13 protein-coding genes are annotated in these 12981 nt (G+C 41.1%); 2 read left to right on the top strand and 11 right to left on the bottom strand.

Annotated elements, in window-relative coordinates:
• Positions 1-311: 311 nt before the first annotated feature.
• From HMPREF0874_RS04835 to HMPREF0874_RS04790, 10 genes are all read right to left on the bottom strand, one after another.
• The gene (locus HMPREF0874_RS04835) at positions 312-1106 is read right to left on the bottom strand and encodes a sulfite exporter TauE/SafE family protein (RefSeq protein ID WP_008602031.1); all 795 of its coding nucleotides are present in this window, start codon (positions 1104-1106) and stop codon (positions 312-314) included.
• 25 nt (positions 1107-1131) lie between these two features.
• Positions 1132-1581 carry a GNAT family N-acetyltransferase gene (locus tag HMPREF0874_RS04830; RefSeq protein ID WP_008602029.1) on the bottom strand — a complete coding sequence of 150 codons (450 nt, stop codon included), beginning with the start codon at positions 1579-1581 and terminating at the stop codon, positions 1132-1134.
• A gap of 52 nt (positions 1582-1633) precedes the next feature.
• Positions 1634-3178: a ClC family H(+)/Cl(-) exchange transporter gene (locus HMPREF0874_RS04825; RefSeq protein WP_008602026.1), complete on the bottom strand. Its 1545-nt coding sequence runs from the start codon at positions 3176-3178 to the stop codon at positions 1634-1636.
• Between the two features lie 344 nt (positions 3179-3522).
• Positions 3523-4674, bottom strand: a complete 1152-nt coding sequence (gene fucO / locus HMPREF0874_RS04820) for a lactaldehyde reductase (RefSeq protein WP_008602024.1) — start codon at positions 4672-4674, stop codon at positions 3523-3525.
• A 126-nt stretch (positions 4675-4800) separates the two neighbouring features.
• Positions 4801-5949, bottom strand: a complete 1149-nt coding sequence (locus HMPREF0874_RS04815; protein ID WP_008602023.1) for a glycoside hydrolase family 3 protein — start codon at positions 5947-5949, stop codon at positions 4801-4803.
• A 256-nt stretch (positions 5950-6205) separates the two neighbouring features.
• On the bottom strand, positions 6206-6439 hold the full coding sequence (locus tag HMPREF0874_RS04810) for a (2Fe-2S)-binding protein (protein ID WP_004694527.1): 234 nt from the start codon (positions 6437-6439) through the stop codon (positions 6206-6208).
• A gap of 352 nt (positions 6440-6791) precedes the next feature.
• Positions 6792-7424 carry a site-2 protease family protein gene (locus HMPREF0874_RS04805; protein WP_004694525.1) on the bottom strand — a complete coding sequence of 211 codons (633 nt, stop codon included), beginning with the start codon at positions 7422-7424 and terminating at the stop codon, positions 6792-6794.
• A 9-nt stretch (positions 7425-7433) separates the two neighbouring features.
• Entirely contained in the window at positions 7434-8204 is a 771-nt protein-coding gene (locus HMPREF0874_RS04800) for a carboxymuconolactone decarboxylase family protein (RefSeq protein WP_008602020.1), read from the bottom strand.
• An 89-nt stretch (positions 8205-8293) separates the two neighbouring features.
• On the bottom strand, positions 8294-8692 hold the full coding sequence (locus HMPREF0874_RS04795; RefSeq protein ID WP_038125650.1) for a hypothetical protein: 399 nt from the start codon (positions 8690-8692) through the stop codon (positions 8294-8296).
• Between the two features lie 154 nt (positions 8693-8846).
• Complete coding sequence (locus HMPREF0874_RS04790; protein ID WP_008602017.1) at positions 8847-9365, bottom strand: MarR family winged helix-turn-helix transcriptional regulator; 519 nt, start codon at positions 9363-9365, stop codon at positions 8847-8849.
• A 256-nt stretch (positions 9366-9621) separates the two neighbouring features.
• On the opposite strand from HMPREF0874_RS04790, the gene HMPREF0874_RS04785 reads away from it, so the two are divergent.
• On the top strand, positions 9622-10212 hold the full coding sequence (locus HMPREF0874_RS04785; protein WP_008602015.1) for a nitroreductase: 591 nt from the start codon (positions 9622-9624) through the stop codon (positions 10210-10212).
• 92 nt (positions 10213-10304) lie between these two features.
• On the opposite strand, the gene HMPREF0874_RS04780 is transcribed toward HMPREF0874_RS04785, so the two are convergent.
• Positions 10305-11342, bottom strand: coding sequence for a cation-translocating P-type ATPase (locus HMPREF0874_RS04780; protein WP_008602013.1), 1038 nt, complete (start codon positions 11340-11342; stop codon positions 10305-10307).
• Between the two features lie 313 nt (positions 11343-11655).
• Here HMPREF0874_RS04780 and pgtP point away from each other — a divergent pair, with 313 nt between their 5' ends.
• The gene (pgtP, locus tag HMPREF0874_RS04775) at positions 11656-12978 is read left to right on the top strand and encodes a phosphoglycerate transporter protein PgtP (RefSeq protein WP_004694513.1); all 1323 of its coding nucleotides are present in this window, start codon (positions 11656-11658) and stop codon (positions 12976-12978) included.
• The last annotated feature ends 3 nt before the right edge of the window (positions 12979-12981 follow it).

Here is a 12981-nt window from a genome sequence, read left to right as displayed (position 1 = left end):
AATCAAGAATCCTTATTTATTAAGCATGTATAGATATAGTCAGTAATTATATGCTAAAACCTCTCTAAATAACGATTCGTACTACCTATAATTCTATAGTAAATACATTACTAACATTATGCATAAAAATAGTATGATTTATATATTTTAAATTTTTCATTCTCATTTATAGTTCTCTATGACTTTTAGTTATACCCTTTTATAAAATGCTGAAAATACAGAAAGCCCTCTAATGATAAACGCTTACGAATCACCATTAGAGAGCTTTACTAAATTATGCTTATTAAAGATAGATTAATTATAAAACCATATTATCCCAAAATACCAGATTTAAGAATGAGGCGTACCGCCAATGCAAAGACAGCTATGCTCATGAGGGCGAGGATAGCTTTTGCTTTGAGACGTTTTGCAATACGAGCACCTACTTGAGCACCAAAGATAGCGCCAATACTAGTAGGGATAGCAATACTAAATATGATGTGGCTTTCAATTAAATGTGTAATAACCCCCACCGTTGTTGATACGGCGAGAATAGATTGACTTGTAGCCGTTGCCATATGGGTAGGAAAGCCCATGAGATAAATCAAAGCCGGCACATGGATGAGGCCACCACCGATACCAAAGATACTCGAAATAAAGCCAACAAAAAAGCTAATACTAATACCGATAGGTTTGCTATAGCTCAACTGCTCAAGAGTCAGAGACTCTTCCTTTCGTTCCCCTTTTCTAAAATTTTTAAAACCAATCAATACAGATGCACACAGCATAAAGCATCCAAAGGCAAACATAAATCCCTTACCGGAGAACCATCCAGACATTTGGGCCCCTAAAATAGCGCCTGGGAAGGTAGCTAAACTAAAGACAATAGCAGCGTTAATGTATACCTTTTTTTGTTTCAGATATGCTATAGATCCAGAAATAGCATTACACATAACAGAAAAGAGTGACGTCCCTACAATCATGGACGGAGACCACTCAGGGAACCAATACATAAAAAGAGGCACAAAAACAAGTCCTCCACCGGCACCGATGATGGTACCAATCATAGCTGCTAAAAAGCCAACTATGGTAAAGAATATATAGAATACCACTATATTATCAATCACATTAAGACCTCCCATGCCGTTTGAATTATTGTTTCTCCATATATACAAAAGATAATCCCGTTTCATCCTGTATTTCTCTAACGGCTTTATACCCCATTTTTGTATATAACTTTATATTGATCCAGCTTTTCGTACATGTATATAATACACGCCGGTCTTGACTGCATTGTTCATCTACGAAAACTAATAACTTCCGAGCCAACCCTTGTTGCCGATAGTTTGGATGCACCATCAAGCGACCGACCTCTACCACGCCATCGTCATATTGATAGCGAATACCTCCGATGATTCTTCCCCCATCATCTACTAGTTTATAGGTATGCCATTGGGTGAAAGTAGCGTTAAACTCCTCTTCCGACTCCATCAATGCAGGAACCATTCGACTTCCAATCATCTCCGCTTCGCTTTCAAATGTAAGCAATTGCAAACGGTACAGATCCAATACATCTGACTCAGTAGCTTTCACAATTTTCATAAACTACTCCTAATATATACCACGAATCAACGATTAGCTTTAGATATAATGACTAATTTGATTGGAAAAACTCCTTAGCCGCTTTCAATCGGCCACGCTCACAAGAGACTTGTAATTCATCCCCTGGTTCGAGTTTTACATCGCCTAATGGCACAATGTAGGTACCATTACGGCGAATACTTACGATCAATGTACCATCTGGCAATGCCAAGTCTTGTAGCTGTACATCCGTATAGTTTGCCACCACAGGCACCTTCGTTTGAAAGAAGGTTTGTACAGATTCTAGATTGCTTTGACCACTCATGGCTTGCAACAAGGAATCGTAAATCGGCGGTTCTTTTAAAAGCTCCGCCACAAGATAGGCCACGAGCGTAACGATACCGATAGCATAAATATTAGAGAAACTATCCGTCATTTCAAGAACGAGCAAAATCGCCAAAATTGGGGTCCGCATAGCGGCCGCTAACATACCTCCCATGGCACAGATAACGAACTGTGGTACAAAATCAGGAGAAATAAGTCCTAAGGTTGAAAGTAAGCTTTCACAAAAAGCACCTGTTGCAGCACCAATTACGAGCATGGGCAAAAATATGCCCCCTTGAGCACCACTGCCATAGCAGAAGGTGGTAAGTAAAATCTTGCCTAATACGATGCCACCTAAGAGCAATACGCCATGAGATTGAAAGGCAAGCTGACCCACAAGGTCATTGCCCCCACCCAAGAGGAGCTGCGAATCAAAGCCAATGGCTGCCACTGCCACAAAGGTAAGGGCTAATTTCAAGAATCGAGAACATTTGAGCCAGTCAAAGAACCTCTTGAAAGCAAAAATCATACGGCAAAATAACACACCACATAGCCCCATGATAACACCAACCATGAGTAGTATCGGGAAATATTCAAGAGGAACCCCTGAGGTCACCGTAAAGCCCAGCGCTGGTGTAAGTCCAAAGATACTAACTGTAATATAGTTAGAAATCAAAGTTGCCACGAAGGTTGGTACAACGAGATACGGATAAAAGCTTTTATGTACCTCTTCAAAGACGAACATCGCCCCCGATACGGGCGCACTAAAGGCAGCTGTTAAGCCTGCCCCAGCACCTGCGGATGTCAAAATACGCTGTTCTCGTAGTCCCGAATTCATCCAGTAGGACACAATCTTCCCAGCAGAGCCGCCAATCTGTACGGCTGGCCCTTCACGACCTACGGAAAATCCTGCAAAGCCGGTCAGTACGCCACCAATCATTTTAGATACTAGCGTCCGATAGGGCTTCATATCAAAGAGACCTAACATCTCCCCTTCAATTTGCGGGATACCAGAACCACCAGACAATGGGGCCCATGCGAGCAATCGATCTACAATAAACGCAAAAATGACCATTACCACAAGCCAACCTATGGCCCATTCCATAGTAATACCATCCATCAAATGCCACCTGATATGCTCTGATTCAAGTATCAAATAGCGATATGATGCCCCAAAAAAACCTGCAATCACCCCAACAAGAGCACCCTTTGCAATGAGCTCTGTTAAGAGCACTCGATTCATGGACATATCTGCCAAGGTAGAACTACGCTTATTAAATTTCCATAATTTCATAAAATTCTCCTTAGCATTACTATCTAACACCTATCTAAACATCATATGTAAGCATCTCAGCGATTTAACGAGTTGAACTAAGCACCTAGTCATTGAGTGCCATCTACCAAAATCGCTCAGCTCTCAGTCAAACTATCTATTCATATCCTTAGTATACTTATGTAAACCACCATTTTCAAGGCGCTATTAAAAGGAAAACTAGATAGCTGTTCATTACGTTAAGCTTCTCAAAAAACAAAACTAGACATCTCTGAAGCAAAAGAGATGTCTAGTCTTGTATAGAACGTATTTAGTTATATCGCCTTTACACATTCGGAGGCATTTGAAATATGTAAAGACGCTAATTAAAATATGGATTCATAGATAGCGATGATTTCTTCCTTAGATGCATCTCGTGGGTTGCCAGGTGTACATGCATCATTGAAAGCAGATTCGGCGAGGAATGGAATATCTTCCCGTTTTACACCTGCTTCGCTAAGGGATTTAGGAATGCCTACGTCATCAGCTAATTTTTGGATTACATCGATTGCAGCCTGACGATAGGTGCTTTCATCCATAGTATCTACATTCGGAACACCCATAACGCGCGCGATTTCACGATATTTTTCACCTGTAGCAGGGGCATTGAATTTCAATACCGCTGTTAACAGCATCGCACAAGCCTTGCCATGAGGGATATCGTACACGGCACTTAATGGATGCGCCATAGAGTGAACGATGCCGAGACCTACGTTAGAGAAGCCCATGCCCGCAATGTATTGACCTAAGGACATAGCTTCACGACCAGCGTAATCGCCAGCTACAGCACTGCGCAAGGAACGACCGATGATTTCAATAGCTTTCAAATGAAGCATATCAGTAAGTTCCCACGCACCTTTTGTGATATACCCTTCTACAGCATGTACGAGAGCATCCATGCCTGTTGCCGCACAAAGGCCTGTCGGCATAGACGCAGACATATCAGGATCCACGATGGCAACAATTGGGATGTCATGAGGATCAACACAAACGAATTTGCGGTTCTTTTCAACGTCTGTAATAACGTAGTTGATGGTAACCTCTGCAGCCGTACCAGATGTAGTAGTAACAGCGATGATTGGCAAGCAAGGATTCTTAGTAGGCGCTAAACCTTCAAGACTGCGCACATCGGCGAACTCAGGGTTCGTAATAATAGTAGCAATCGCCTTACTTGTATCGATTGGGCTACCACCACCAACAGCAACAATAACATCGGCGCTAGCTGCTTTACAAGCATCAACGCCAGCCGTTACGTTTTCGATCGTAGGATTTGGTTTAATGCCGTCATAGATTTCATAATCGATGCCTGCCGCATCAAGTAAATCTGTTACCTTAGTAGCCACTTTAAATTCAAATAAATCTGGCGTAGATGTAACAAGGGCTTTTTTGAAATGGCGATTCTTAATTTCGTTCACAATCTCCTGAATCGCCCCTTGTCCAAAATAGGACGTACCGTTCAACATAATTCTGCGAGCCATATACTTCACTCCTCCCGAAAAAATAAACCGATAGAGAATCACTTTACCTATTAATTCTCTATCGGTTTATTAAAATCCTTGATAGCTTGCTATGTATACACTATATATTTTTATAAAGAATGTAGATTACAATCCCCGACTCATTTTCATAAGCAAAATCCGTTTCACCGATTCGTCGAGTCGTTCTTTCGAGATACGACCGTCTTTCACGGCTTTCATAAGGCCGTTATAAGCCTCTTGCATGTGTTCGTATTCGTGACATACGAGCAAGATATCACTGCCGGCGAGGATGGATTGCACTGCCATATCGCCAAAAGTATAGTGATTTGCAAGAGCCCCCATGTCCATATCGTCCGTTACCACAACGCCATTATAGCCTATGTCCTTGCGCAACCAATCCGTAATAATCGCTTTCGATAAACTAGCTGGATGGTCTGGATCGATTTGTGGGTACATCGCATGAGACACCATGATTGTATAGGTATTTGGTTTAGACTGTTTGATGAGGTCTACGAATACCTTTGTGTCCTCTGAAAGCAATGTTTCTTTAGAGGCAGGAACGATACTTGTATCCGCGTGCAAGTCTACATCAGTCTTACCAATGCCCGGAAAGTGCTTATAAGAATACCACAAGCCCGCTTCATCGTAAGCCTTGCCAACGGCGCCTGCATAGCGAACGACCTTGTCAGGGCTCGTACTATAAGAACGACCATAGGTTAATCCTAAGTCCGCCACAGGAGCAAAGTTAATGTTAAAGCCCAAGTCTTTTAGTTCTGCACCAGACTGTTTTGCCAAGGATACAGCTTGCTCAACGGGCATTTTGCCTACCTCCTCAGCGGGAGGAACCTTGATGAGCTTATCATCCATGCGCGCTACTGCACCGCCCTCTTGGTCGATGCCGAGGAACAATGGCATTAAACCGGCGCTTTTACCAGCCTTATTAATATCTGCAATGAGCGTTTTAACTTGATCCTTGGACTCCATATTTCGATCAAACAAAATGATGCCTCCCACGCGGTACTCGTTGAGCATGAATTTAGCATCATCATTCAACGTCTTGCCGTGAATGCCAATCATCAACAATTGCCCCACCTTGTCTGCATCGGACATATTAGCCACTAACTTGTCCACCTTTTGCTCTGGTGAAAGCTCGCTTTGTGCCACGGACTCATAGGTCACAGGCTCTGCCTTTGAAGTAAATGGATTATGTAAACCGCAGCCCGTTGTGAGTGCTAATGCACCAATCATAGTGGCTGCTACGAAACGTCGAAACATGCATACCTCCCTTAAATCTCAAAAAAGTATTATGTATAGTATATCAAAAAATATAAACGAGCCCAACATAATCAATACACGACAAGCAGCAGTATAGTACATGCATCTTACAAAACAAAAAGATTGTTACTCGAGAACCCAACGGGTATATCCATTGAGAGAATCAAATAACAATCTTTATATGTTTCATTTTTGTTGTGTAAACTATGTATCTTACATTTTGGATGTATAAAATGTGTATGTTACATTTCGCAAATTAAATTTTGCCTTGCTCTTTCATTTCCGCTAAGAGCTTTACGATACGAGGCCCACAGCCTTTGCCACCACAAGCGCCCGTGCCAGCACGAGTTGCTTCTTTTACTTGTGGAAATGTATGAGCACCATCTAAAATGGCTTCCTTAATCGTTTTGCGCGTAATACTACGGCATGTGCACACCTTTGTAAGCTTGTCCAGAATCGCCTCTGGCACTTGATTTTCTTCAAAATTCATATGTAATTCCTCATTTATTCACTTGAATATCTATATACTGTATCAATTTAATGTATCGATTTAATATATCGATTTACGTGTCAATTTAGTGTATTGATTTACATATCGATGTAGTGGATCAATTTACTCTATCGATAGTATCTAATAATACACTGTCATATTAATATATCGAAAATTTACGATTTCTGTACTTAGTATATCATACTTAGCAAATTATATCGATACTTTTTAATATAGTGAGGAATGTAAAATAAAATTTGAATAATAGGACTTACCATAAAGTGTTTACTATATAGTATTTTCTACATAGTGTTACCATATAGCTTTTACCATATCAGCCTTAATCTAAATCCTATAAAATAATGCTCACGATACGGTCAAAGAATTGTAAAATCGTTTGTTGTAATGGAATGAAAATCTTATCTGCAATAGGTGTATTAAGCAATAAGATAAGTACAATCAAGCTGACAAAGCTTAACCGTTCCAATGTAAATTGCAAATCCCTAGGCAACAAGCTTGTAATGATGCGACTACCATCAAGTGGTGGTATTGGCATCATATTGAGAATGGCAAAGTTAATATTATATACAACAATCAGTGTCAGTACTAACTCTAATGATTCATTTGTCAACAAGCCGTAGCTTTCAAGAAAACGAAGTGCTAAGTAGCCTAAAAAGGCCATCAGCACATTAGACGCAGGTCCCGCAATAGATACTAAGGTATAATCTGTGCGAGGATCGCGGAAGTTAGACGTATCAACCATTACAGGCTTAGCCCATCCAAACCCACCGATAAGGAATGCTATAGAGCCGATTAAATCAAGATGTGCCACGGGATTCAATGTCAAGCGGCCCATGGAGCGCGGCGTAGAGTCGCCGAGCATATCTGCTACCTTGGCATGAGCAAATTCATGCCCAGCAGCTGCAATGATAAGCGCTGGAATAGACGCTAAAATCATCGTTAAACTAATACCAGAAAATAACATAAAACTCCTTTATTGTTTGGCTTCCCATGCGGTAAAGCCCTCTTGAATGCAACGAAGGGCATTTAAGGTACGGGGATAGCCGATATACGGCACGCATTGGGATGCGATATTAATCAAATATTGTTTGCTGTTTCCTACGTTCAAATTGCCTTCTACATGAGCCTTGAGTTGAGACTCACAGCCTCCTTGAGCCGCCAAGAAACAGAAGGTAATCATTTCACGATGAGCCACGCTAAGGCCTTTACGCGTATAGTAATCGCCGAACATATTGGCAAGCCATTTATTGATGTGACGCGTATCTTCTGGCCCTTCTTGGTAAGAATTGCGCATAGACTCCCCAAAGATTTCCACTTGTTTTTCTACGCCCTTTTCTAGACGAGACTCACTAGTAATAGTGCTGCGAGAGGAATCAACAATAGCCTCTCCTCGATAGTCAAAAATCTTATTGGTCACCTTAAAGAATGGGCGCACACGTCCGATGCCAAGATAGGGCACCGCTTGATAAATGAGCTCTACCACTTCATCAGGAATAAGGCCAAAGTTTAATGCTGCCGGTAGCATTAATGCATATTCATCAACAGCGGAGGCGCCTACTAATGTAGCGAGAATGGCTAAGAAGCGATCCTTTGCCGGTACATTACGGCCTTCTTCGGTGATGACTTCATCAAAGGCAAAATTATCAAACAATATTTCAAACTCTGGATCAATATAACCTGCTGGGGCTGCAATATCAGGGAACATACGCTCCGTATAGGCTTGAGCAAATTCAGATTTAGACATAAAAAACCTCCATAAACAACACTGGTGAAAGCCCAAAAGGAGCTTTCACCAGCAATAGTTATGTAATTATTACGGCACGGGCCATCAGATTATAACGCTGGGAATTCGAAAGTTGTGCCGTATACTTCTTTCCAAGCAGCCATGAACATATTGAACTCATTTGTTCCAGGTTGAATTTGGTAAACTTGACCATCTGGAGCGTAACGATATACAGTATGTAAGCTTGGATTAACAAGATATTTGAACAATGTAGCTTCCCCGTATTGGTTATTATGCATGTTAATTACATTAACACCAAATACGTTGTTACGGCTGCTATCGATACCTTTAAACTCAGATGCTTTATCAAAGAAATACGTTTCTGTACCATTTGCACTATTTGGAACCTCTGGGTAGTTAGCTAACCCATTCCAGTTTGCTGCGTTTGCAACACCACCTACTAATAATGTACCGGCTAATACAAATGCACCTAATAAATTTTTATTCATAATGATCTCCTTTGTGCCACGAGGGCAAATCACGAATCAGTCATACTCTCACATGACTTGAATACAATACGCTATATGTATAGTATATCACATTTTTAATAAAATTTTTAGATTTCCAAGGTTACAGAATATATGCATATGAGGTTGTATCAAATTAGCCCTTCATGTTCTCTGCTGTTTTTGCATTTGCGTTATCGATTGCTTCTAGCAATTTATTAAGCAACATACGCAATTGACGTGTCTCATCTACGTCAAATATAGGACCTGACGATTCAGCCAAGCGGCGTGGTATATGAACCGCTACATCACGTAATGCTTTGCCCGTATCAGTAAGGGTTACCATAACTACGCGTTCATCTTGACGACTGCGTTTACGTTTCAAGAATGCTTTGGCTTCTAATTTCTTTAAAAGCGGTGTTAATGTACCGGAATCAAGGCGCAATACTTGTCCCAATTCCTTAACGGATAAATCACCATATTGCCACAATGCCATCATTACGATGTATTGAGTATATGTCAAATTTAAAGGATCTAAGTGACTACGATATGCATTAACAATTTCCTTTGCCACTACATAGAGTGGAAAGCTCAATTGATTTTCCAATCTTAAATATTCTGAATCAGGAACATCTTCTTTATGTTTGTACCCTTCAAGTACACCAATTTCTGCCATATTCTACCTCCATATGCACACAATTATCTACTAATTAATTGTACACAATTTTACGGTAAACAGTCAACGCAAAAAGCCCACTTTGAACAGATATTTTTAAATTTGTCAATTAATTAATATTTATTTTCTTATTCGTTAAGAATTAGGCACTTCTATAGAATTAATAGGAAGAAATTATACGTCCCCTACTAGGTCCTTCCTCGTAGTATAATAAAAGAAAGTCTATATCAGATTCCATTTGTCACAGGAGGCCCTCATGAATACCTTAGAATGTATTAAAACTCGTCATAGTACGCGAAAGTTTAAAGCGGATCAATTATCTCGAGAGCTCATCGATCAAGTGCTCGACGCAGGTCGCCGTGCTCCATCTGGTGGCAACACACAATTAACACATTTCATGGTTATCACAAACCAAGATATGCTCAACGAATTAGTAACTCTTGTTCAGGAAGAATACGGCAAAATGCCGATTACAGAAAATACTTTACCTTACATGGTGAATATCATTAAGATGTCCGCCGAAGGCAAATTTGTATTCAACTATAATGCACCTGTGCTCATCGTATTAGCTAGTCAAGCAAACTATGCTAATAATTTTGCTGATGTATCTTGTGCTATGCAAAACATGATGCTTGCATGCAACGAACTAGAACTTGGTAGCTGCTGGGTTAACCAAATCCGTCATCTTCAAGATAATGAACGCATCCAAGCCAAAATGCGTGAACTAGGTCTTAGCGAAGACGAAAAAGTCTACGCTAGCCTCGCTATCGGCTATCCAGATCTACCAAATGGTCTTAACCGCCGTGAAATCAAAGCAAAAGGCTATCCTGTAACATATATTGATTAAAGATACTATTAGTTTCTTAGCTATTCCTATAAGATAATTAGGTCAATACAAAAGCGCTATCTATCCCACAACTCTAATTGAGTTTGTAAAATCTACCATGCCCCTTCAAATACGCGTTTGCGTGCTGCTTTTACGAGTACGGAATGATCATCCTCTACTACGTGATTAGATTTGTAAGCCCAGCGCAAGAGGAGTGCGGAGTTCGCTACTACGAGAAGGCTGCCGCCGTTGTGAACGAGAGCGCCCCATACTGGGGATAATGTACCAATCATAGCCAAAATGATAGCTACAAAGTTTAAGATCAAGGAGAAAGAAAGGTTGATTTTAATGGTAGTCATCATGCGTTTAGACAAGGCTACGAGGTGAGGAATTTCTTTAATATTGTCATTTACGAGGACGATATCTGCTGCCTCTACAGCGATATCGCTACCAACACCGCCCATGGCGATACCCACATCGGATTTTTTAAGGGCTGGTGCATCGTTTACACCATCCACAGCAACATATACAATGGATGCACCTCGATTCAAATGCTCATGAACAGCCTCTTTCACAGAGTCAGCAATAGAAATATTAGACAAGGTCATCATTGCTTCATTACCAGCCAAAACGGCTTTATCTTGTAAAGTCGCCTCTAAGCCTTTGCCAGGAACCATACGGAAGGAATATATGGAATCGAAGCTTTCACCATAACGAGTAGCAAAGCCATTCACGATAGCTTTGCCCAATGGATGCTCAGATTTAGTCTCTACCGAAGCAACCAATCGATACAACTCATCAGTAGGCATGGAACCCACAGTCTCAACGGCGGTCACCTCAGGTGTACCATAGGTCAAGGTACCTGTTTTATCAAAGGTCATCGTATCAACCTTCGCCAAGCGTTCCATAATATTACCACGGCGCACGAGGAAACCGTGTTGGCTCGCATTAGAAATAGCCGCCATAATCGCTGCCGGCGTTGCCAATACGAGAGCACAAGGACAGAACACAACGAGGATGGTTACGGCACGAATGATTTCTCCAGTTACCACATAGGTGCCAACCGCGGCCAATAACGCAATCACTACAATCCATGTGGCCCAACGGTCAGCCAAGCTAACGATTTTCGCATTACCTTGTGTCAATAACAAAATATGTACAATTACTCATATACACTCAAAAGTACAGGAAGAATGCGGATTCAATAAGATTATATTATTCATGCATAGCCTCATTACGCAAATGCATGAACAGTTATTCATATGTATATTTGCAAATTGATAATTTTTACATAGAAGATATTTTGATATTTTCAACCTATTCCATACTATTTCACCCTAATTAATGTTATCCATAATTCAGTTTTCTAATAACTATTTATTATAATAAAAAATTAAGTATAGTCGACTACATACCCTACATGGTATTATTACAAATGACATGTTGTAGAAAGGATGTGTAACGATGTCGATTTTCTCTCCTGCTCCTCATATTGAACGTTTACCAGAGGCGCAAATCGATTCCACCTACAAACGTCTTCGACGCGAAGTCTTTGCAGGTACATTTATTGGTTATGCTACATTCTATTTGATCCGTCAAAACTTTAGTTTAGCCGTTCCGTACATGATTGCTGAGTACGGCTACACCAAAGCGGATCTTGGTATAGTTATGACCATCTTATCCGTAGCTTACGGCGTAAGTAAATTTGTTATGGGTAATGCGTCTGACCGCTCTAACCCAAAATACTTCTCCACAGTAGGTCTATTGCTTAGTGCTTTAGTTATGTTATTATTCGGCACCTTACCGGGTGTTATGAGCAGTATTCCTATCATGTGCGTTCTTGCCTTATTAAACGGTTGGTTCCAAGGTATGGGCTACCCTCCATATGCGAAAAACATGGTAACTTGGTTCTCCCGTTCCGAACGCGGTGCTTGGTGGTCCTGGTGGAACGTTTCCCACAACCTAGGTGGCGGCATCATCGCTCCTCTTGCTACGCTTGGCATCTACCTATTCGGTACATGGCATAGTATCTTCTTCTTCCCTGCCCTTATCTCTATCGTGTTAGCGATTATTACCTTTGTATTGCTGAAAGATACGCCTCAATCTTGTGGCTTACCACCTATCGAAGAATACAAACATGAAGTCGTTCATACACATACAGAAAATGAAGAAAAAAGTACTTTCAAAGAAATCTTCTACAAATATATTTTGCATAATAAATACTTATGGTATCTTGCGATTGCAAATATCTTTGTATACTTCATCCGTTACGGCGTAGTTAGCTGGGCTCCGACCTATTTAACCGCTGTGAAAGGCTTCACAAAAGAAGGTTCCCGTTGGGCTTACTTCTTATACGAATGGGCTGGTATTCCAGGCATGCTCGTAAGTGGCTACTTGAGTGACCGCGTATTCCGTGGCCGTCGTGCTCCAGCTACGATTTGCTTTATGTTATTCGTTATCTTGGCGATTCTCGTGTACTGGTTTAACCCTGCAGGCAATATTCTCATCGATAACTTAGCACTCATCGCTATCGGCTTCCTCATCTACGGTCCTGTTATGATGATTGGCCTTCAAGCAGCAGATATGGTGCCACGCGTAGCAACAGGTGGTGCTACTGGCCTTACAGGCCTTCTTGGTTACCTCATCGGTTCTGCCGGTGCTGGTGCTTTCATGGGTCTCATGGTTGACCTCTACGGTTGGGATGGTGGTTTCATTGCCCTCGTTGGTGCATGTATCCTATCCATCGTATTCCTACTCCTCACCCTTGGAGACAAAGGACAACAATAGAAT

The organism is Veillonella sp. 6_1_27 (assembly GCF_000163735.1).
Lineage (GTDB): Bacteria > Bacillota > Negativicutes > Veillonellales > Veillonellaceae > Veillonella > Veillonella parvula_A.
This window is presented reverse-complemented; position numbering and strand designations above follow the sequence as displayed.